At 61.9% G+C, this 20,952-nt stretch carries 18 protein-coding genes and 1 tRNA gene; 13 read left to right on the top strand and 6 right to left on the bottom strand.

The annotated features are described in order from the left end of the window. The first annotated feature begins 34 nt into the window (after positions 1 to 34). Positions 35 to 1,033 (top strand): galactose-1-phosphate uridylyltransferase, encoded by a 999-nt coding sequence (locus tag ACPQ6D_RS03745; RefSeq protein ID WP_423222954.1) that lies wholly within the window; start codon positions 35 to 37, stop codon positions 1,031 to 1,033. Positions 1,034 to 1,063: 30 nt separating this feature from the next. Here ACPQ6D_RS03745 and mog read toward each other — a convergent pair whose 3' ends face one another. Then, positions 1,064 to 1,699: a molybdopterin adenylyltransferase gene (gene mog / locus ACPQ6D_RS03740; RefSeq protein ID WP_423222953.1), complete on the bottom strand. Its 636-nt coding sequence runs from the start codon at positions 1,697 to 1,699 to the stop codon at positions 1,064 to 1,066. 104 nt (positions 1,700 to 1,803) lie between these two features. Continuing rightward, entirely contained in the window at positions 1,804 to 3,075 is a 1,272-nt protein-coding gene (locus ACPQ6D_RS03735; RefSeq protein WP_423222952.1) for an epoxyqueuosine reductase, read from the bottom strand. A gap of 563 nt (positions 3,076 to 3,638) precedes the next feature. Here ACPQ6D_RS03735 and ACPQ6D_RS03730 point away from each other — a divergent pair. Continuing rightward, a complete protein-coding gene (locus ACPQ6D_RS03730) occupies positions 3,639 to 4,241 on the top strand; it encodes a hypothetical protein (protein WP_423222951.1) in 603 nt (200 codons plus the stop codon). Here the strand turns inward: ACPQ6D_RS03730 and ACPQ6D_RS03725 are convergent. The 4 genes from ACPQ6D_RS03725 to ACPQ6D_RS03710 form a co-directional block, all read right to left on the bottom strand. Further along, positions 4,211 to 5,605 (bottom strand): tryptophanase, encoded by a 1,395-nt coding sequence (locus tag ACPQ6D_RS03725; RefSeq protein WP_423222950.1) that lies wholly within the window; start codon positions 5,603 to 5,605, stop codon positions 4,211 to 4,213. The genes ACPQ6D_RS03730 and ACPQ6D_RS03725 overlap by 31 nt on opposite strands. A gap of 74 nt (positions 5,606 to 5,679) precedes the next feature. Next, positions 5,680 to 6,711 carry a class 1 fructose-bisphosphatase gene (fbp, locus tag ACPQ6D_RS03720; RefSeq protein WP_423222949.1) on the bottom strand — a complete coding sequence of 344 codons (1,032 nt, stop codon included), beginning with the start codon at positions 6,709 to 6,711 and terminating at the stop codon, positions 5,680 to 5,682. Between the two features lie 49 nt (positions 6,712 to 6,760). Continuing rightward, positions 6,761 to 7,807, bottom strand: a complete 1,047-nt coding sequence (locus ACPQ6D_RS03715; protein WP_423222948.1) for a homoserine dehydrogenase — start codon at positions 7,805 to 7,807, stop codon at positions 6,761 to 6,763. 13 nt (positions 7,808 to 7,820) lie between these two features. Next, positions 7,821 to 8,402: a GNAT family N-acetyltransferase gene (locus tag ACPQ6D_RS03710; RefSeq protein ID WP_423222947.1), complete on the bottom strand. Its 582-nt coding sequence runs from the start codon at positions 8,400 to 8,402 to the stop codon at positions 7,821 to 7,823. A gap of 352 nt (positions 8,403 to 8,754) precedes the next feature. Between ACPQ6D_RS03710 and ACPQ6D_RS03705 the strand changes: the two genes are divergently transcribed. The 11 genes from ACPQ6D_RS03705 (at position 8,755) to hypE (ending at position 20,885) form a co-directional block, all read left to right on the top strand. Continuing rightward, the gene (locus tag ACPQ6D_RS03705; RefSeq protein WP_423222946.1) at positions 8,755 to 10,269 is read left to right on the top strand and encodes a 30S ribosomal protein S1; all 1,515 of its coding nucleotides are present in this window, start codon (positions 8,755 to 8,757) and stop codon (positions 10,267 to 10,269) included. A 489-nt stretch (positions 10,270 to 10,758) separates the two neighbouring features. After that, entirely contained in the window at positions 10,759 to 11,952 is a 1,194-nt protein-coding gene (locus tag ACPQ6D_RS03700) for a sigma-70 family RNA polymerase sigma factor (protein WP_423222945.1), read from the top strand. A gap of 65 nt (positions 11,953 to 12,017) precedes the next feature. Then, positions 12,018 to 12,089, top strand: a tRNA-Arg gene (locus tag ACPQ6D_RS03695). A 386-nt stretch (positions 12,090 to 12,475) separates the two neighbouring features. Continuing rightward, entirely contained in the window at positions 12,476 to 13,213 is a 738-nt protein-coding gene (locus ACPQ6D_RS03690) for a hypothetical protein (protein ID WP_423222944.1), read from the top strand. Positions 13,214 to 13,929: 716 nt separating this feature from the next. After that, on the top strand, positions 13,930 to 14,304 hold the full coding sequence (locus ACPQ6D_RS03685) for a hypothetical protein (protein WP_423222943.1): 375 nt from the start codon (positions 13,930 to 13,932) through the stop codon (positions 14,302 to 14,304). Positions 14,305 to 14,823: 519 nt separating this feature from the next. After that, the gene (hypA, locus tag ACPQ6D_RS03680; protein ID WP_423222942.1) at positions 14,824 to 15,198 is read left to right on the top strand and encodes a hydrogenase maturation nickel metallochaperone HypA; all 375 of its coding nucleotides are present in this window, start codon (positions 14,824 to 14,826) and stop codon (positions 15,196 to 15,198) included. Continuing rightward, entirely contained in the window at positions 15,195 to 15,860 is a 666-nt protein-coding gene (hypB, locus tag ACPQ6D_RS03675) for a hydrogenase nickel incorporation protein HypB (protein WP_423222941.1), read from the top strand. The genes hypA and hypB overlap by 4 nt, the downstream gene beginning before the upstream one ends. After that, positions 15,850 to 18,315, top strand: coding sequence for a carbamoyltransferase HypF (gene hypF / locus ACPQ6D_RS03670; protein ID WP_423222940.1), 2,466 nt, complete (start codon positions 15,850 to 15,852; stop codon positions 18,313 to 18,315). Before hypB ends, hypF begins: the two co-directional genes overlap by 11 nt. Before the next feature lie 131 nt (positions 18,316 to 18,446). Further along, positions 18,447 to 18,704, top strand: a complete 258-nt coding sequence (locus tag ACPQ6D_RS03665) for a HypC/HybG/HupF family hydrogenase formation chaperone (RefSeq protein WP_423222939.1) — start codon at positions 18,447 to 18,449, stop codon at positions 18,702 to 18,704. Positions 18,705 to 18,717: 13 nt separating this feature from the next. Beyond that, a complete protein-coding gene (gene hypD / locus ACPQ6D_RS03660) occupies positions 18,718 to 19,824 on the top strand; it encodes a hydrogenase formation protein HypD (protein ID WP_423222938.1) in 1,107 nt (368 codons plus the stop codon). After that, positions 19,821 to 20,885 carry a hydrogenase expression/formation protein HypE gene (gene hypE / locus ACPQ6D_RS03655; protein WP_423222937.1) on the top strand — a complete coding sequence of 355 codons (1,065 nt, stop codon included), beginning with the start codon at positions 19,821 to 19,823 and terminating at the stop codon, positions 20,883 to 20,885. Before hypD ends, hypE begins: the two co-directional genes overlap by 4 nt. Positions 20,886 to 20,952: the final 67 nt, after the last annotated feature.

The raw sequence follows: 20,952 nt of genomic DNA, 5'->3' as shown, positions 1-20,952 counted from the left end.
GCGGCCTTGCCGCGTCAAAGAAGGTTCGGCCACCATGCCGGAAATCCGTCAGAACATTGCGACGAAGGAATGGGTGATCATTGCCAGCGAGCGATCAAAGCGTCCAGAGCAGTTCATCACCAATTCGCGCCCCGTAACCGGCGACCTGCCGGCGCTCGATGCGAGTTGTCCCTTTTGCCCAGGCAACGAGGAAGGGCCAGAATTCGAGGTGCTGCGCGTGCCAACGACTGGCCCCTGGCAGTTGCGCGTCCTCAGAAACCGGTATCCGGCCGTGGGTCTTGATGGCGATCCGCAGCGCCATTTCCACGGCGTCGAGCGCAGCATCAACGCGGTTGGCTTTCACGAGGTGGTGGTGGAGTCGCCGCTGCACAACACGACGCCGGCCCTGCAGTCAGACGGCGAGTTGGCCTGGACGCTGTTCACCCTGCAGAAGCGGGCGCGTGACATTGCGCGTGACAGCCGCATCGAGCATATCCTGGTCTTCAAGAATCACGGCCCAAGCGCTGGCGCCTCGATTGCCCATCCCCATTCGCAGATCATTGGTCTGCCCATCGTGCCGCACAACACGCGCAACCGCATGGAGGAAGCGCGGCGCTATTTTGACGACACCGGTAACTGCGTCTATTGCCACATGTTGGCCGAGGAGATCAAAGAGGGAACCCGCGTCGTTGCGGAAAACGCACACCATGTCGCTTTGGTGCCCTATGCCGCGTCCACGCCTTTTCACGTTTGGCTGATGCCCAAACGCCACCGCCACTCTTTTCTCGGCGTACCACTGGAGGAAATCGAGGCCTTGGCCGCGCTACTGCGGCTCATTGCGCGCAAGCTGTATGTCGGCTTGCGCGATCCTGACTACAATTTCATGCTGCGCTCAGCGCCCATGCACGAACCGGGTCGAGACTACACGCATTGGTACATCAGTGTCGTCCCGCGCCTCAGCACCACGGCAGGCTTTGAGCTTGGCTCCGGCATGCGCATCAATGTCGCGGTGCCAGAAGAGAGCGCAGCTTTCCTGCGCGGCGCCGCTGTCTGATCAGAGCCAGACGGGCGCGCGGCCGCTGCGTCACGTTGGATCATCATCGTCGCCCAGCGGTCTGCCCTTCTTCTGCCCCAAAAACGCCTCAAACTGGCTGGCCCAGGCCGGGGCCGTGTCGGCGTCCGCGGCGGCGACCGGCGCAGGCGGCAGATGTTCACCGGGCCGCGCATAGGTGTAGGACGCGGCCGGAGGCGCTTGCAGCAGCTCGATGGCGTGCGGCAGCGCCGGCAGAATCGTCTCCAGATTTTCACGCGCCGCTTTCGGGCTGCCCGGCAGGTTCACAATCAACGTGCGCCCGCGAATGCCGACGACGGCCCGACTGAGCATGGCATGAGGCGTGACCCTGAGACTGGCCGCGCGCATCGCCTCGGCGAAGCCTGGCGCTTCACGCTCGATCACGCGCCGCGTGGCTTCGGGCGTGACATCACGCAAGGCAAAGCCGGTGCCGCCGGTCGTCAAGATCAGGTCAACCTCCACTTCGTCCGACCATCGCCGCAGCACATCTTCGATCACATGGCGCTCATCAGGCGTCACCGTGCTGACTACCACTACGCCGCCCAGCCGCTCCTGCGCCATCTGCCCCAGCAGCGGCCCGCTGGCATCCTCCGTTTCCCCGCGTGCGGTGCGATCGCTGACTGTCAAAATCCCAACCCGAATGAGCATCGTCTCGTTTCCTTTCCTACCTACGTACAGGTGCAACCACGCCAGGGGCGCCAGTGCAAGCCCAACTCACGCACAGAGGGGCGACCCCACATGATCCGCCCACATCAAGGCGCATCGTCCAACGCCAGGCTGATTTCGACGCGTGTGTCTGGATCGGCCTCGTTCAGCCAGGCGCGATCCAGCGCCTGGCGGGCTGCCGGTGTATGGATACGGCCCAAGGCCCAGGCGGCGTGGCCGCGCAGCAAAGGCTCAGGATCAGCCAGCCGCCGCGCCAACGCCGGCGCGGCCGCCGGGTCGCCCCAGTTGCCCAGGGCAACGCACACGTTGCGCAGCAGACCGCGGCGTCCAACCCGCCGCAGGGAGCTGCGGCGAAATCGCGCTGCCAGCGCGGCCGCGTCCAATTCGATCAGCTCAAGCAGCGGCGGCGCCAAGTCATCCACACGGGGGGCAAACAAGGCGGCCGCGGCGGCCGCATCTGCCTGACGATGACGGCCGTTCCAGGGGCACACGGTCTGGCACACATCACAGCCGAAAATCCAATTGCCGAGCTGCGGCCGCAGCTCGCGGGGAATGGCGCCCTTCAGTTCGATCGTGAGATAAGAAATGCAGCGCCGCGCATCGAGCACGAAAGGCGCGACAAATGCCTGCGTCGGGCAATCTGCCAGGCAGCGCGTGCAGCCGCCGCACCCGCCTCGCTCGCTGCTTGTAAACTGCCAGGAAGGGGCGCGCGGGATCTGATTTGCCAGTCCCGCGGCCAGGGGGGAATCGTCGTGCAGGGTGATCGGCGCCGCGGCCGCCACCTCGGTAGCCAACAAGGGAGGATCATCTGGATCAAGTTCTTCGGGCGCCAGCAGAGTCGCCAACAGCAGCCATGAACCAAGCCGGGGATGAATGAGACAGGTGTTCTTGCCGATGAAGCCAAGCCCGGCCTGCTGCGCCCAGCTGCGTTCGAGCACCGGCGCGGAGTCCACGCTGATCTTGCCGAGCGTCGCGCGGCCGCTTTGCGCACGCAGCCAGCGGTCCAGGGCATACAAGCGCGGCTTGAGCAGCTCATGATAATCCTCGCCCCACGCATAGCTGGCGATGCGTCCGCGCGCGGGATCGAGAGCCAATTCGGCCTGCAGCGGCCACACGGGATGGCTGACGCCCAACACGATCAAGGAACGCGCGGCCGGCAGGCGTTGGTGCACATCCACGCGTGCGGCCACGGCGTCAAGCCGGGCAAGATAGCCCATGTCGCCGTGGTAGCCGCGCGCCAACCAGCGCCGTAGGGCATCAGCCTGCCCTGACGGCCCGGCAGGCGCAATGCCCACCAGGTCGAATCCCAAACCGACCGCATGTTGTTTCAGCCGCTGCGTCAGCGATGAGTCGTGCATAGGTCGTTGTATGGTAGCCAAATCACATGGCTTGTCAAACATGTCATCTTGACCGGGTGCATTTCAAACTGGGAGCATGTTGGGCGATTGACGCTTCGTCGTGAGCGGCTCACCGCACGGTTCGACAGGCTCACCGCACGGTTCGACAGGCTCACCGCACGGGGCCTGAGCTTGTCGAAGGCCGCTGCAACCACTGCCAAGCCTAACCTGCGTGGGCTGCACCGCGAAACTGAAATGCGCCCGCTATAAGATGCGAGCCTCTCCCAGGCTGTCAGGCCCGATAGGGCCTTGCACCTCGTAGCCCGATCCGTTCACGGTCGGGCGGCGTTGGTTGCGCGCACGCCATCCGGTGCAACCCCGCCGGAGGCCAAAGGCCATCCGGCTACGAGGTGCAAGCCCCTGCGGGGCTACGCCCCCAATTTGAAATGCACCCGTCTTGACCGCGCGGCCTGTTCGGCTATAATCGCAGCGATTCCGCCGGAACGATCGGCCACATCGCAACGTCTGCAATGCCGTGCAGACGCCATGTCGTGCGTGATACCTGTGAAACGAGGATTCAGTTTGTGAGAAATCGTCTGAGTGTATTTTTGCTGACGCTGGTCGTCATGCTTTTTGTCCTTGCTTGTGGCGCGCTGCCTGGTCGCCGGGCTGCTGACCTGCCGACATCATCTCCGTCGGACGCTGTAACGCCGTTGGCGCCTACAGGTACGCCTACGCCGCGGCCGCTGCCAACGTTGGCCCAGGCCACGCCCACGCCGCAGGCCGCGGCCACCCCGTCACCGGCAGACGCCGACCAGAGCCGTCAGTTCATCGTGACCGAAGAAGACCTGGAGGCCGCGGTCAACAGCGACGAGGTGCAGCGGCAGGTCCAAACGGAGAACTTCAATGCCAAATTTACCGGCGGCAAGGTGATTCTGACCGTGGACAGCGTGCGCTTTGGCCTGTTGAGCCTGGGTCCGCTCAAAGTAGTGGGAACCTTGACCGCGACCGATGGCGTGGTGCACTTCAACACAGAGAGCGTCGAGCCGAACAACCTGCTGACCGCGGCCGTGCCGGGGCTGCTGGAGCGGGTCATGACCGCCAGCACGGCCAGTTACTACGTCGAAGACGTACAGGTCGAAGAAGGACAGATTGTTTACACCGTGCGGCCCAACGGTTCGAACTGAGCCGAGAAATGGCGCAGCTGCGGCGGCTGCCACGTGATACGGTACCCCCGAAGCGTCTCTTTCATGCGCGCGACGTACGTGATCACTTCCGCGACATAGTCCACGTGGCTCTGCGTGTACACCCGCCGCGGGAAAGCCAAACGCACCAGTTCCAGCGCGGCCGGCTCCTCGCTGCCATCGGCGTGGACGCGACCGAACATCACGGTGCCAATCTCGACACTGCGAATGCCGCCTTCCTGATAGAGCGCCACCGAGAGAGACTGCGCCGGATACTCGTTGGCCGGGATGTGCGGCAGGAGCGCGGCTGCATCCAGGTAAAGCGCGTGGCCGCCGGTGGGTTTCATGAAGGGAACGCCGGCAGCATCCAGCTTCTCACCCAGGTAGGCAATGGAGCGCAGACGGTAGCGCAGATAATCCTCATGCAGCACTTCTTCCAGCCCCACTGCGATCGCCTCCAAATCATAGCCGGCCAAACCGCCGTAGGTGGGGAAACCTTCGGTCAGGATCAAGGTGTTCTTGCAGCGCTGCGCCAGATCATCATCGTTCAGAGCCAGGAAGCCGCCGATGTTCGCCATGCCATCCTTCTTGGCGCTCATGGTGCAGCCGTCGGCATACGAGAACATCTCCTGCGCAATCGCCAGCGCCGGTTTGTCCGCGTAACCTGGCTCGCGCTCCTTGATGAAAAAGGCATTTTCCGCAAACCGGCAGGCATCCAGGAAAAACGGTACGCCGTGGGCATGACAAACCTGGCTCACGGCGCGAATGTTCGCCATGCTGACCGGCTGCCCGCCGCCCGAATTGTTCGTAATCGTCAGCATGACGATCGGCGCCCGGTCGTGCGGGGTGGTTTCCAGCGTACGCGCCAGCGCATCCACATCCATGTTGCCCTTGAAGGGCGCGATCAAGGCCGGGTGATGAGCCTCGGCGCAAGGCAAATCAAGCGCCTGGGCGCCGCGGTATTCCACATTTGCGCGCGTGGTGTCGAAATGGGTGTTGTTGGGCACGACGTCGCCAGGGCGACACACATTGCCGAAAAGGATGCGCTCGGCCGCGCGGCCCTGGTGCGTGGGGATGACGTGCTTGAAGCCGGTGATGCGCTGCACCGCGGCCTCGAATCGGTAGAACGAACGCGCGCCCGCGTAGCTCTCATCACCCTGCATCATACCGGCCCACTGAAACGACGACATCGCGCCTGTGCCTGAATCGGTGAGCAGATCAATCAGGACGTCCTCGGCGCGAATCAAGAACAGGTTGTAACCCGCCGCGGCCAGCTTGGCGGCTCGATGTTCCCAGGTGGTGAACTGAATCGGTTCGACGGTCTTGATCCGAAACGGCTCGATAATCGTTTTGAAATGTGGGTGCACAGCGTCTCCTCAGATGATGAGCAAAAAAAACCCGGCCTTTCCTTTCAGTGAAGCCGGGTTTCTGCCAGATCAGCCTACGCGTGGTCGTAGGTGCGAATGAATTCTTCAGCCTTGGCCACCAGGCTGCGGTTGCCGATAAAGAGCGGCACACGTTGGTGGAGCGCCTGTGGCTGGATGTCGAGAATGCGCTGGCGCCCATCGGACGCGTAACCGCCCGCGTTTTCAGCCACGAAAGCCAGGGGCGCGCATTCATAGAGCAGCCGTAATTTGCCCGAGGGCTTCTTGGGATCTTTCAAATCGGCCGGGTAGTAGAAGATGCCTCCCTGCAGCAGGTTGCGATGGAAATCGGCCACCATCGAGCCGATGTAGCGCGCGGAAAGCCCCTTGAACCCATTGTCCATTCCCTGCACATAGCGCGTAAAGCGCTGCACTCCATCAGACCAGTAGATTTCGTTGCTCTGATTGACGCTGTAATACTTTGGTTTCTCAGGGATGCGAATGTCTGGGTGCGAGAGCAGGAACTCGCCAATCATCGGATCCAGGGTGAAACCGTGAACGCCATAACCTGTGCTGTAGACAAGCATCGTGCTGGAGCCATAGATGATGTAGCCCGCGGCGACGATCTGGCTGCCGGCTTGCAGAACATCTTCCAGGGTGCCGGGGCCTGCCGTCGTCACACGGCGGTAGATAGAGAAGATGGTGCCGACGCTGACGTTGGAATCAATGTTCGAGGAGCCGTCAAGCGGGTCGAAAAGCAAAACATACTTACCTTGCGGGAAACGCTCCGGGATTGGGATGATATCAGGTTCTTCCTCGGAGCCCATGCAGGCGAGGCGCCCCGTGTGATCGTTCAAGCGGTAGATGGTGCGCTGCGCAAACTCATCGAGCTTCTGCACCTCTTCCCCTTGCACGTTCTCATCGCCAGTGGCGCCGAGAATCTCGGCCAGGCCCGCGCGCTGAATGTGGCTGGAAATAATTTTGCCGGCCAGGGCCAAATCATACAGAAGCCCGGTTAAGGTGCCGGTCGCTTCAGGGTAGAATTTCTGCTGCTCCAGAATGTGGCGCTCAATGGTTTGCAGCGGGCCTTTGGGTAAGAATGACGCCATTGTCTCTTCTCCTTACGCAGTCTAGTCACGTGGCTCACGTGGAGCCATGCTATGGCTTGCCCACATGAGCTATTTCCAGTAGATCACTCAAAACTGCAAAACCGGTCTCATAGCGACCGGCGCCCGGCCCAACCAGCGTGACATCGCCGAGTAGGTCGGTAGTAAAGGTAATTGCATTCGTTACGCCGCTCACCCCGGCCAGCGGATGTTGGATCGGCAGACGCATCGGCTGCACACTGACCGAAACTGCGCCATCGGCTTGCCGCTTGATATGGCCGATGAGCTTCCAACGTTCACCAGCTTCTGTGGCGGCTGCAATGTCGGCCCGGTTGAGGCCTGTGATGCCTTGTCGAACGACCGTTCCCAGGCTGACGTGCGCGCCCATCATGACATTGGCCAGGATGACGACCTTGGCCATGGCATCGAAGCCCTCGACATCTGCAGTCGGGTCGGCTTCCGCGTAGCCCAGACGCTGCGCCTCGGCCAGCGCCGCGGCATAGTCAACGCCAGCCTCCATGTTGGTTAGGATGTAGTTCGTGGTGCCATTCAGAATTCCTTTGATCTCGCTGATCTGGCAGCCGGCCAAAGCCTGCCGTCCCAGGCGAATGGCTGGCGTACCGCTCATCACCGTCCCTTCAAACCGGAGCAGGCAGCCAGCCGCATCCGCGGCCTGCTGCAGCTCGTGATAGGCCAGCGCGATCGGGCCTTTGTTGGTCAAAACGGCATGTTTGCCGCTGGCAAATGCCGCTTTGACATGGGCGATGGCCGGTTGTCCTGTCTGAACGTCGGTCCAGCTCACTTCCACGACTGTGTCTGCCTGCGCGGCGACAATGGTGCTCAGACTGTCCCAACCCTTGACAACGCCAGACCGATCAGCATAGGCATCCAGCCGCTGTCCCGTGCGCGCCAAATCGAGCAGTTCGGCCAGATCAAGGCCGTCAGGGTGATACACGCTGCCCTTGAGCAGGTCGCTAACCGCCACGACCACGAAGCGCACGCCGCTGACCGCTTCAAGCTCAAGTTCACGCTTGAGCAGGATTTCAGCCAACCCCTGGCCCACGGTGCCAAATCCGATCAAGACCAGCCTATGCTTCATTCATCCTTCTCCCTCATGGTGACATGACCGCAACCGCCTGGGCCGCGGCCGGCGTTTCGTTGCCATCCAACGGCACGGGGCGCAGCTGCACCAAGACATAGGTCTCAGCATGTTCGATGACCTGGGTATGCTGCAAACCAATCTTACTCAAAAGGTGCAGCATGTGCCTGTTTTCGGCCTGGATATAGCCCTTGAAGGTGGTGATACCCACGGCCACAGACGCGTTGACCAGGCGCTTTAGCAGCTGCAGCCCAATTCCCTGGTTTTGAAAATCATCGCGCACAACCACCGCGGCCTCGGCCTCCAGGCTGCCAGGCAGACGATGCGCCCGCGCAATGGCCACGGCGGTTTGCGCGCCGCGCTTGCCATCAACCAGGGCGATCAAAGCCACCTGATTCACCTGGTCCACCTGCGCCAGGGTGCGGGCGCGGAGTTTCACCTCTGCCTCGCTCAGACGATCCAACGAGAGGTGGAAGCGGTGATACAACGAATCGGCAGAGAGATGATAAAAAAGATCTACCATCAACGGCACATCACGCTTCGTCAGGGGCCGCACCGTGACCCGCGCGCCGCTTCTGGATACAAAATAGTCCACTACGCCTCGTATTCTCCCAGGGGCTTCGCCTTCCAAACAAACTACACAAGGAATAATACATCAAGTTGCGCGATTCTGCAACGTGCTAAGGCGCCAGTAAACCAAGTATCGAAACCAGCAACCCTTGACATATTTTGCAACTCATGCTAAAATGGTGCAGCTTACTCCCTGACCGCATTTGAACGTGGTTGTCGTTACAGTGATATAACCACACGCATCGTACATCATCGCCCGATTCAACTACCGACGTCAGGTGTGGCTGAAACGTTTTCAGCAAACGTATACATGATATGTCAACAGGGAAGCACTGCACAGGGTATGTTGCAAGGGCGGCAAGGAGCTCATACCAGTTATGAGTAATTCAGATCACTTCCAAATCGAACCGAACGGCGACGCCGGACCATCCGATGACGCTGAGGTTATGCCCACCATGAACGATTTCGCGGACCGCGCGATGGCGGACGCTGAGTCCGCGGCGCTTGCGGCTGACTCGCCGGCTGAACTGGTTGAAACGCCAGCTGAAGAAACCGGTGGGCTGCCGGTCGCGGACAACGACACGATCCGCGAGGCGCCAGAGGCCCATCCGGCCCTGGAGCCAGAGCCGGATGGGTCGAGCGCAGCGACCGAACCGACGGCCGCACCGGATGATTCCAGCCCAGCGCCGGCCGCGGAGCCGGATGAGTCCAGCCCAGCGCCGGCGGCGGAGCCGGATGGGTCGAGCGCAACGACCGAACCGACGGCCGCGCCGGATGAAGCCGCTGTGTTGTCTGGCGCGGATGGGGGGCTGGAAGGCGTCGCGCCCCAAACGCTGCACGCGGCCGTCACGGCAAACGCCGATCCTGACCAGCCTCTGCTGGACATTCGCGCACGGCGTCGAGGGCGGCCGTCCGTCTGGGCATTGGCCGCGCTGGGCGCGGCGGACGTCAGCATGGAGCTGACCGAGTCGGTGTCCGTGGTGCCGCAGCAAGCTGGTGAACCGGGCGCTGAGCCAAGCAACGAGGGGGTGGGCGACGAAGACTGGACGCACGCTCAAGAATTGTTGGACGCGCAAGAAGTGTTCGAGACTCGAGTGACCGGTTATAACCTGGGCGGCGTCACCACCACGTTTGGCCGCCTGCGTGGGTTCATCCCTAATTCGCACCTCAGCATGATTCAACCAGAGATGAACACCGAGCAGCAGCAGACCGAGTTGAGTAAGCTGGTGGGCAAGACCATCCCAGTGCGCATCATCGAGGTGCAGCGCAAACGACGGCGCCTGGTGCTCTCCGAACGCCTGGCTGAACGGGCCTGGCGCGAGAAGCAGCGCGATCGAATTCTGAGCCAGATTGAAGTGGGCCAGGTTGTGACCGGACGTGTGCGCAGCATGACCAGCTTCGGCGTGTTCGTGGATATTGGCGGCGCCGATGGCCTGATTCACTTGAGCGAGCTGACCTGGAAACGGATCAAACACCCGCGTGAGGTGGTCAAGGTCGGGCAAGAGCTGACGATGGAAGTGATCCGGGTGGAGCGCGAACGCGGTCGTGTGGGCCTGAGCCTGAAACGTACGCAGCCCAATCCGTGGGGAGATATTGAGGCGCACTATCACGCGGGTCAGCTCATCACCGCACGCGTCACGAACCTGGTCAGCTTCGGAGCCTTTGCCTCCGTGGAGCCAGGCGTCGAGGGCCTGGTGCACATCTCGGAACTGAGCGATGATTACATCGAGCATCCTCGCCAGGTGGTGCAGCGTGGTCAAGAATACACCATGCGGGTTCTGGGCATTGACCGTGAACACGAGCGCATCTCATTGAGCTTGCGCCAGGCGCCGCAGTGGATTGAAGCGCCAAGCAAGGCCACAAGCGATGAGGAGATGACGGATGACGGGTAAACCACCCAACGCGCCGCGTGGGCCATCACGGCGAGACAGGACGCCTGAGCGCGCCGGCCGTCGCGCGGACGAGAGCGCAAGTCCAAGTGAACCACGGCGTGACAAGGCGCCGCGCCGCGTGGAGCAGATGCCCGGCCATTCTGCAGAGCAGGCGCCCCGTGCTGAGACCCCGTCAGAGGGTAGGCAGGGGCCGCCCCACCGTCGGCGCGAGCGTGTAGGAACGCACGCTCCCAGACCCGTATCAACCGCGCCGGTGGCCGTGGGAGGAGCACGGCCGACATCGCAGTCGGCAGCGCAGCGCACAACCGCCGTGCCGGTCGCAGCCAGTGGAGTCAAGGAGGAGGCAGCCAAGTCATCCGAAAGTAAGGTCTTTATTTATACCTATACGATTTGGAACCGCTCGACCAGTTCGTAGCGATGCGCGGCCAACGGTTGGTAACGCCCACCAGCAGAATGTCCGCCAGAACGTAGGTGTACGAGGATGGTGACATGAAGGATAGGATGCGCATCATCGAGGAAACATTGGCAAGGCTGATTAGTCAAGCGCGAACTCAAGGTTACTTGACATACGACGATATTCTCAGTTTGGTGCCGAATGCAGAGAGCAAGGTGCCGGAGTTAGAAACGTTGTTTGCGCAGTTGCAGGAGGAGAATCTACCGGTTTATGAGACAGAAGATGAGGTCCTGGCGGCGTTAGAAGGCATCGGCGGTAACCCGGATGCCATTGAGAAAAACGAACACAGTCCAACGGTCGCGGAGGTTTTCACCAATTTGGGCGCAGGTGACATCACCGACCTCTATTTTCGCGAGATGAGCAAAGAGCCGCTGTTGACCGCGGATGAGGAAATGACCCTGGCGCGTGCGGTTGAGTCGGGACGTATGGCTCATCAACGGCTTTCCCGCAGTGAACCACTGACCGCCATCAAGCGCCGGCAGCTCCGCAACCGGGTCAATGAAGGAGAACAGGCGCGCGCACGCCTGATTCAAGCAAACACCCGCCTGGTCATTAGCATTGCCAAACGCTACATGGGGCAGGGCGTGCCGTTTCTCGATCTGATCCAGGAAGGCAACCTGGGCCTGATGCGTGCCGTGGAGAAGTTCGATTATCATCGCGGCTTCAAGTTTAGCACCTATGCCACCTGGTGGATTCGCCAGGCCATCAGCCGCGCCGTGGCAGACCAGGGGCGCACGATTCGCCTGCCCGTGCATATGGGCGACAAGGTGCGGCAGTTGTACCGGGTCTTACAAGAAACGGAGCAGATGCTGGGGCGCAGCGGCACTGCGGAAGAGATTGCCGGCATTCTCAACACCACGCCCGATCGTGTGCGTTGGCTGCTGAAGGTGTCCAGGCACCCCACGTCGCTCGAGCAGCCGGTGGGCGAGGATGAAGAGCGCGAGCTGGGCACCTTGATCGAAGACACCGAGTCCGCGCAGCCGGCCGACATGGTCATGGGCTCCATGCTGCGTGAACGCATGGAACAGCTCCTCACCACGCTGCCGCCGCGTGAGGCGCGCATCCTGCGTCTGCGCTACGGGCTGCAAAACGGCCGCACCTACACGCTTGAAGAAGTCGGGCGCAAGATGGGACTGACGCGGGAGCGCATTCGCCAGATCGAGACGCAGGCCCTCAACCGGCTGCGCCATCCCTGCCGCAGCCGACAATTGCGCGATTATTTGGAATGACCAAGACAGCGCACCTGCGTGCTGATTGCCAAAAGCAGGCAGGTGTGCTAAACTTGGCTCGTACAGCCCCCATAGCTCAGAGGATAGAGCGTTGGCCTCCGAAGCCAAAAGCGCAGGTTCGAGTCCTGCTGGGGGTACACAGCCGAAAAACGAGACCGGATTCTATGGAACCTGGTCTCGTTTTTTCTGCGTGGTTCATTCGTTTCTGTGTCGCAAGTACGTCCCGTACTGCCATTGGCACAGTTCATTTGCCACCGTAATCACCAGTTATTGTGTCATGGCACTGCTTCGAATCATTCTACTCCGAGCGTGGTAGTTTTGCCGATTTCTGTACATAATGCGGCAGGTAACCGATCTGAACCGTGACGAACGCCATTAGCCATCACACTCTTTCCACGGCTATCGGCGCGCCGAGCCATGCTTCAGCGCCCGCACGCGCCAAACACTGGCGTCAACCAGACAGCATAGAAATGGATCACTCCAGGAGCTGCCGCGGGCAAATTGACAAAGAGGGAGTAACGCCATGCAGACCCAAAGCAACCTAACCCCCCGACTGTGTGCTCGCTGGGCGCTCCCAGCATTCTCCAAATCTTCGCTGACGGAGAAAACAATGTTCACCAAATTCGCGCTCGCGGCCATACTGTGCCTGACCATGACCGTTGCGGCCTGCGGAATGGCGACTCCAACTTCACTAACCGCAACGCCTATCCCACCAACCCCAATCCCCGCCGATACAGCAACGTCTATTCCACCAACCCCAATCCCCGCCGAGACACCCACCCAACCGCCCCCATCACCGGCCGCCATGCCTGCGAGCGCCATATCGCTCCTTGCCAATGAGAATGAGGGCTATGCCCTTCGCTATCCCGCTGAATATCATGTCGTCCTTTTTGGCAGATCCATCTGCTTCACACTGGCGCAGACGGACGGTGTTCCCGGCACGTGCCATGTCGCCGACGGGCTGCTTGAAGTCAGCGACATGGGGGGGCGAACTCTGGCCAATGTCGCTGATGAGTTAGCCGCCAGAGCGAATCCAACGATCCCCGTGACCCGCACCGAGGCGAAGATTGGCGGCGAGGATGCCATCTTGCTGGATAACATTTACTCCTATGATGTTCTGCGCCAGTTGGTGGTTATTCACCATGATCGTGTCTATGTGTTCACCTTCCTTCCGTGGACAGAACGATTCGATGAGTTCCAAAGACTCCAGAGACTGTACGCAACCTTGACCGAATCATTCACCTTCTTGCGCGCCCCATGAGCACAGACATCAGCACGTGGAGGACGGGACGACGCCGCCGTTGGCGCGGCCCTGCGCGGCGCCGCCCTCTTCAATCGGCCAATCTGTAATCCGTGGCGGCCCGCCCACGGGAGGCAACTTGACAAATCTGTAAACGCCCTCAATAATATAGGCAGATAACCATACTACCCCGGTGGCATCTGGCTCACCGTGGGTCTCACCCGCAACCAACGGTCACTCAGCGGCTCGCTGTGCACACGCTGCGCAGCCAGAGAGTAGCTCCATGGCAATCGAAATCACACCCTATACAGACCCAAGCCAACCCAACCCAGGCCGCCGCAATCGTGTGCGCAATGGCAAGCTCGGCGCCGCTGGCCTTGCAAACGCCGTTGTTGGGCAAACTTCAAAGATCATAAGCCAACCTACTGCTCCCCAAGTTGCGGGCAAAGAACTAACGCCAGCGATGAGAACGGGATTTGTCGAACGACATGGTAAACTGGCAGAACTTGATCGGTCATTCGATCTGAAATTCTGGCAAGACCAACCATCCCAGGCGCGCTTTGACGCCGCTTGGGAGTTGATTGCACATGCGCATAGGATCAGAGGCGGCGATGTTCGTCAACTCCGACTTCAGCGATCTATTGAGTCTTTCCAACGCCAACCAGGTTAGGTATCTCGTCATCGGCGGCTATGCCCTCATCCAGTAAGCCGAACCGCGTTACACCAAAGACCTGGATTTGTGGATCAGCACCGACGCCGCAAACGACAAGGCCGTCTACGATGCGCTGCGCGAATTCGGCGCGCCTTTGGCGGACTTGTCCGCAGCCGATTTCGCCCAGGAAGGCTATTTCTACCAGATGGGTGTACCACCCGTACGGGTTGACATCCTGATGGGCATCCCAGGCGTAGCCTTCGAGGAAGCCTGGCCCAAACGCATGACCATGGACTTCGACGGTCTAGAAGTAGCTTTCATCGCACGCGACGACCTCATCATGGCCAAACGAGCCGCGGGACGCCCCCAAGACTTACTGGATGCCGAGGCGTTGTCACAGGTGGAAGCCAAAACGCCCAAGCGGCGCCGTCCCAAACCGGCGCAGAACAAAAAGGAATGAGCCAGCTGTGGGCTCGGCGAGAGAGGGGACGGTTCGGGGTAACTTACCCAGGAAGCGCTGAACACAATGCCCATCCTTCCTATCAGGCGCCTGAGCGGGAAGCGGGGATGAGACAGAATGTGACTTACGCCGCTGGCGGCGTTTCGTTTGTGTCTGCCACCGCAGCTATCGTGCCTTACGCAACCGGCGAGCATGGCCTCAGAACAATCTGCACGCCTATCGCAAGCAGAGCCAGAAGACGCCTCCACAGGAGTTGGCGCTCGCAGAACGCCGCCTGCATGTAGAACACCAAAAATGCACCTAACGCCGCATCCGCCATATCGTAAATCTTGTTGTGCCTGGTCCGATGATCAGGCGTTGGAACTGCTGCGTTACTGCCTGCCAGCTTGACAATCCGGTGCAAAGCGTGGTACAAGAACTGCGCGCCTGGGATGTCACAGCGGCATCGCGCGGGCCATTGCGGGGTCGCCGCCTGGCGTTGAGCTGCCGGCCCGGCCCACTCTTTCCAACAGGCCAACCATGCACGAGCTGTCAGTGACACAGGGTATTCTCGACATTGCTATTGAAACTGCGCAGCGCGGCTCGACTGAGCTCGCCGAAGTCGCAGGCGCGCGGCCCATTACGGCCATTGACCTCGTGATCGGCGATTTGAGCAGCATCGTGGACGATTCAGTCCAGTTTTACTTCGATATTCTGAGCAAAGGCACATTGGCTGAAGGCGCCGTGCTGCGCTTCCGTCGTGAGCACGCAACCGCCCGCTGCGGGGATTGCGGCCACCAGTTCAGGGCGCGCCCCCCCTTGCTCACTGAATGCCCAGCCTGCCACAGCCCCCGTTTGCAGGTTACAGGCGGCAAATCATTCCTGGTTGACAGCATCGAAGTGGGTGACGCGTGAAAATCTCTGTCGCACAAGACATTCTGAGCGCAAACGATAGCATCGCGCTCGCCAATCGGGCGGCCTTTGACGAAGTTGGGGTGCGCGTGCTGAATGTCATGGCGTCGCCAGGCGCCGGCAAAACCAGCGTGATCCTGGCGACCGCCGCACGACTGCCAGCCGACATCCGCCCCGGCGTCATCGAGGGCGACCTGGCCTCGAGCATTGACGCCGACAAGATCGCGGCTCATGGAATCCCCGTGGTGCAGATCAACACGGGAGGCGGCTGTCACCTGGACGCGCCGATGATCCGGGACGCGTTGCCGCGCCTGCCTCTGTGCGAGTTGCGCCTGCTCTTCATCGAGAACGTGGGCAATCTCGTTTGCCCGGCCAACTTCGCCCTGGGCGCGCATGTCAACGTGGTGATCGGCAGCACCCCTGAAGGCCATGATAAACCTTACAAATACCCCGGCATGTTCGCCAGCGCCGATGTGGTGATTCTGAACAAGTTCGACCTGGCCGCGGTCTTCGAGTTCGACCTGGATGCTTATCGCCGCGGGATCGAGATGGTCAACCCCGGCGTGCCCTTCTTCACCCTTTCCTGCCGCACCGGCGAGGGGATGGACGGCTGGCTCACCTGGCTCATCAATGGGCCACAAACCCTGGAACCGAATGTTGGCTGAGCGCCATCCAACGCCCGATCGCGCCCAACAACCGGACATGGCAGCCGCCGCGTCTGCGCAGCCAGGCGATGTGGCCGCCGGCCGGTTGCGCGTCGAGATTCACGGGGCGGTGCAGGGCGTCGGGTTCCGCCCCTTTGTTTACCGGCTGGCGACCGAACTCCAGCTTTGCGGTTGGGTACTGAACGATACGCGTGGAGTGTTCATCGAGGTCGAAGGTCCTGGCGATAGACTGCACGCTTTTCTGCAGCGCCTGCCCGCCGAGCGCCCGCCGCTCGCTGTCATCCATGCGCTGACCTCCAGTTGGCTGCCGACCAACGGCGACAGCGGCTTCGAGATTCGCCACAGCGATGCGTTGGGCGCCAAGACGGCGCTCATCTTGCCGGATATGAGCACCTGCCCAGACTGCCTGGCCGAGGTGTTCGCTCCCCACGATCGGCGCTACACCTATCCGTTCACCAACTGCACCAACTGTGGGCCGCGTTTCACCATCATCGAAGCGCTCCCCTACGACCGCCCCCATACGACCATGCGGCGGTTCATCATGTGCCCAAGCTGCCAGGCCGAGTACGAAGACCCTCGCAGCCGCCGCTTCCACGCACAGCCCAACGCGTGCCCGGTGTGCGGGCCGCAGCTCGCGCTGTGGCGTTGCGCCACAGGCAGCGCAGAAATCAATCTGGCCGCGAAGGCCGCAAGCGCGCCTGCGCCTGCCATTGTCACCCTGGCAACGGGCCACGACGCGCTATGCGCCGCGGCGGAAGCCCTGGCGGCCGATCAGATCGTCGCCGTCAAGGGACTGGGTGGTTTTCACCTGATGGTGGACGCACGCGACGCTGCTGCGGTTGCCCGTCTACGGGAGCGCAAACGGCGGCCGACCAAACCCCTGGCGCTGATGGTGCGCAACCTGGCGCAGGCGCGCGCGCTGTGCGAGGTGTCACCCGAAGCGGAAGGCCTGCTGACGGCGCCCGAAGCGCCCATTGTGCTGCTACCGCGGCGGCCTGAAACCGGGGTTGCAGAAGGCGTGGCGCCGGGTCACCCCACCTTGGGCCTCATGCTGCCCTACACCCCGTTACACCACCTGTTGCTGACTGCGGTCGAGTTTCCCCTCGTCGCCACCAGCGGCAACCTGAGCGACGAACCGATTTGTATTGACGAGCGCGAGGCGGTCGAACGCCTGGGCTCGGTGGCTGATCTCTTCCTCGTACATGATCGGCCGATCAGCCGTCATGCCGACGACAGCGTGGCCTGGATGGTGGACGGTCAGGCGCAACTCCTGCGCCGGGCGCGGGGATTTGCCCCACTGCCGGTGCTGGTCAAGCATGAGCTGCCGGTGATCCTGGGCGTCGGCGCCCATCTCAAGAATACAGTCGCCCTGAGCATCGGGCGCCAGGTCTTCATCAGTCAACACATCGGCGACCTGGAGACGCCTCAGGCCATGGATGCCTTCGAGCGCGTGATCGCCGATTTCCTGCGCCTCTACGAAGCCGAGCCGGTGGTCATTGCGCACGATCTGCATCCTGACTACCTCTCCACGCAGTGGGCACGCGCCCACGGCGGGCGGCTGTGCGCCGTGCAGCACCATCATGCGCACCTGGCCGCGTGCCTCGCCGAAAATCAGGTGGACGGTCCGGCGCTCGGCGTGACGTGGGACGGCGCTGGCTATGGCGCAGACGGCACGATATGGGGCGGTGAATTCCTGCTCGGCAACGCAGCCGGTTTCACGCGCATGGCCTCTTTACGCCCATTTCGCTTGCCCGGCGGGGAAGCCGCCATCCGGGAGCCAGCGCGTGTCGCCCTGGCGCTGCTCTGGGAACTTTACGGCGACGCCGCGTTTGAGATGGATGACCTGGCCCCGCTGCAAGCCTTTCGTCCTGGCGAGCGCCGGCTGCTGCGTCAGATGCTGCAGCGAGGGCTGCATGCCCCCATCACCACCAGCGCGGGACGCCTGTTCGACGGCATCGCCGCGCTGATCGGGCTTCGGTCCCGCGTGAGTTACGAGGGCGAGGCCGCGCTCGCGTTGGAGTTTGCAGCCAATCCGAACGTGCACGACGCCTATCCAATCCGGCTGACTACGGTTTCAGCACACTACCGCGACGCTGAATTGCCTTCATCGCTCATCCCTGATCGTCCTATACAACAGATTGACTGGTCGCCGACGCTGGAAGCGATCCTGGCCGACTTGCGCCGTGGGACAGATCGGGGTATCATCGCTGCACGCTTTCATCAAGCGCTCGTCGGGGCGATCGTGACCGTGGCTGAGCACGTGGGAACAAACCGTGTGGCCTTGACGGGTGGCTGTTTCCAGAATCGCCTGTTGACCGAACGAACCGCGCCTGCCCTCCGCCGGGCCGGTTTCGAGGTGCTGCGGCATCGCCAGACGCCCGCTAACGACGGCGGGATCAGCCTGGGTCAGGTGGCTGTAGCGGCCGCGCAGCTGACCAAAACGAGCGCCGCCTAAGAACGGTGGGCTGCATCTGCCGCCCGCGACGCGATGAAGAGCAATTGGGGCCTGGGGGGTGGTTCATTGACAGCCCCGCACGGTTTGCACCTGGCAGCCGGACGGCAAAAGTCTCCGGTGAGGAGGTATGTATGTGTCTGGGTGTTCCCGGTAAAGTGACAGCGATCGAGCCAGATCCTCTCGGAATGACGATGGGTAAGGTCAACTTTGCCGGCATTGTCAAGGATGTTTGCCTTGCCTACGTCCCCGATGTCCAAATCGGCGATTATGTCGTCGTCCATGTTGGGTTTGCCATCAGCAAGGTGGATGAAGACGAAGCCCGCCAAGTTTTTGCTTACTTGCGCGAGATGGACGAGCTGGGTGAGTTGAGAATACCGCAGCCGGAATAGGGGGAGGCGCCCGATGCGCTTTGTTGATGAATACCGCAGCGAGGCCGATGCGCAGAAGTTCCTCCACGCCATTCAGCGCGCCGTGACCCGGCCCTGGACGATCATGGAGATCTGCGGTGGACAAACGCATACGCTGATCAAGTCGGGGATTGACCGCCTCTTACCCGAGGCGATCACCCTCGTGCATGGCCCTGGTTGCCCCGTCTGCGTGACGCCCCTGGAGATGATTGATCGAGCCATTGCGATCGCGCGCCGGCCTGAGGTAATCTTCACATCCTTTGGCGACATGCTGCGCGTGCCCGGTTCGACCGACGATCTGCTCAGCGTGAAGGCGCGCGGCGGCGATGTGCGCATGGTTTATTCGCCCCTGGATGCCGTCAAGGTGGCGCAGAAGCAGCCGGACCGTCAGGTCGTTTTCTTCGCGGTTGGTTTCGAAACCACGGCGCCCGCCAACGCCATGGCCGTCTGGCAAGCCGCGCAGCTAGGCCTGACCAATTTTACCATCCTGTGCTCGCATGTCCTGGTGCCGCCGGCGATGGCGGCCATCCTTGGCTCGCCCACGAACCTGGTGGAGGGCTTCCTGGCCGCCGGGCATGTCTGCGCCGTGATGGGCTATTGGGAATACGAGCCGTTGGCGGAGAAATATCGTGTTCCGATCGTGGTCACCGGCTTTGAGCCATTGGATTTGCTGCACGGGATTGCGATGACGGTGATGGCGCTCGAGGCCGGGCGTTTTGGCGTCGAGAATCAGTATGCGCGCGCCGTGCGCCGCGAGGGAAACGAGCCGGCGCAGACGCTGGTCAAACGAGTCTTCCAGGTCACCGATCGCGGTTGGCGGGGCATCGGCGTCATCCCGCAAAGCGGCTATCGTCTGCGCCCCGAATACAGCCGCTTCGATGCCGAGCTGCGCTTCGAGGTTGGCAGCATCACGGCGCAGGAATCGCCGCTGTGCATCGCCGGACAAATCCTGCAAGGCCTTCGGAAGCCGCACCAATGCAGCGTTTTCGGCGCACGCTGCACGCCGGAGCACCCCCTGGGTGCGCCGATGGTCTCTGCGGAAGGCGCGTGCGCCGCGTATTACCAGTACGGGCGAGCCGTGGGCCAGGCAGGAGAAAAATGAACAAACCCATCAACTTCATGGCCGGGCCGCAATGCCCGATCCCAATCAGCGACTACCCACATATCCTGCTGGCGCATGGCGGCGGCGGGCGCCTGACACAAATGCTCATCGAGCGGATGTTCGTGCCCGCGTTCGCCAACACGACGCTCGAAACGCTGCACGACGGCGCCCTGCTGCCGATCAACGGCGCGCGCGTGGCCTTCTCCACCGATTCCTTCGTGATCAGCCCGCGCGTCTTTCCGGGCGGCGATATCGGTTCGCTGGCGGTGCATGGCACGGTTAACGACCTGGCTATGTGCGGCGCGCAGCCCCTGGCCCTGGCGGCTGGCTTCATCCTCGAAGAAGGGCTGCCGATGGAAGAGTTATGGCGCTACGTGCAATCCATGCAGCACGCGGCATCAAACGTGGGCGTTCCGATCGTGACCGGGGATACGAAGGTCGTTGATCGCGGCAAGGGCGATGGCATCTACATCAACACGACCGGCATTGGATTGATTCCGGCCGGCATTCATGTCGCGCCCACGCGGGCGCAGCCAGGAGACCTGATCCTGGTCAGCGGCGCGATTGCCGTGCATGGCATTGCGATCATGTCGGTGCGCGAAGGCCTCATGTTTGAAACCACCCTGGCCAGCGACTCAGCCCCGCTGCACGAGCTGGTTGCGCAGGCCCTGGCGGTCGGCGGTGAACACGTGCACGTCTTGCGCGATCCGACCCGCGGCGGCGTCGCCAGCACGCTCAATGAGATCGCCCAGGCGGCCAACCTGGGTCTTCGCCTGGACGAAGCGAAGATTCCGGTGTGGGATGATGTGCGCGGCGCGTGCGAAATCCTGGGCCTGGATCCGCTCTACGTTGCAAACGAGGGCAAATGCCTGGTCATCGTGGCGCGTCAGGCGGCCGAGGCAGTCCTGGCCGCGCTGCAGGCGCATCCATTGGGACGCGAAGCGGCCTTGATCGGCGAAGTCGTGGCCGACCATCCGGGTCGCGTCGTCTTACGCACCCGCATTGGCGGGCAACGCATCGTGGACATGCTCACAGGCGAACAACTGCCACGGATCTGTTAGCAAAATCCTCGTCCGCAACCTCCATCAATCCTCTTTGACATGCAGGATTCATGCCGCGACCTGTTTT

The organism is Candidatus Amarolinea aalborgensis, assembly GCF_900491745.1.
Lineage (GTDB): Bacteria > Chloroflexota > Anaerolineae > SSC4 > Amarolineaceae > Amarolinea > Amarolinea aalborgensis.
This window is presented reverse-complemented; position numbering and strand designations above follow the sequence as displayed.

Coding starts and splice junctions, on each gene's coding strand:
- ACPQ6D_RS03700 (WP_423222945.1), top strand. CDS start 10,759: ATGAAGGATAGGATGCGCATCATCGAGGAAACATTGGCAAGGCTGATT.
- ACPQ6D_RS03705 (WP_423222946.1), top strand. CDS start 8,755: ATGAGTAATTCAGATCACTTCCAAATCGAACCGAACGGCGACGCCGGA.
- ACPQ6D_RS03735 (WP_423222952.1), bottom strand. CDS start 3,075: ATGCACGACTCATCGCTGACGCAGCGGCTGAAACAACATGCGGTCGGT.
- hypD (WP_423222938.1), top strand. CDS start 18,718: ATGCGCTTTGTTGATGAATACCGCAGCGAGGCCGATGCGCAGAAGTTC.
- hypE (WP_423222937.1), top strand. CDS start 19,821: ATGAACAAACCCATCAACTTCATGGCCGGGCCGCAATGCCCGATCCCA.
- ACPQ6D_RS03715 (WP_423222948.1), bottom strand. CDS start 7,807: ATGAAGCATAGGCTGGTCTTGATCGGATTTGGCACCGTGGGCCAGGGG.
- ACPQ6D_RS03665 (WP_423222939.1), top strand. CDS start 18,447: ATGTGTCTGGGTGTTCCCGGTAAAGTGACAGCGATCGAGCCAGATCCT.
- mog (WP_423222953.1), bottom strand. CDS start 1,699: ATGCTCATTCGGGTTGGGATTTTGACAGTCAGCGATCGCACCGCACGC.
- hypA (WP_423222942.1), top strand. CDS start 14,824: ATGCACGAGCTGTCAGTGACACAGGGTATTCTCGACATTGCTATTGAA.
- ACPQ6D_RS03745 (WP_423222954.1), top strand. CDS start 35: ATGCCGGAAATCCGTCAGAACATTGCGACGAAGGAATGGGTGATCATT.
- hypF (WP_423222940.1), top strand. CDS start 15,850: ATGTTGGCTGAGCGCCATCCAACGCCCGATCGCGCCCAACAACCGGAC.
- ACPQ6D_RS03690 (WP_423222944.1), top strand. CDS start 12,476: ATGCAGACCCAAAGCAACCTAACCCCCCGACTGTGTGCTCGCTGGGCG.
- fbp (WP_423222949.1), bottom strand. CDS start 6,711: ATGGCGTCATTCTTACCCAAAGGCCCGCTGCAAACCATTGAGCGCCAC.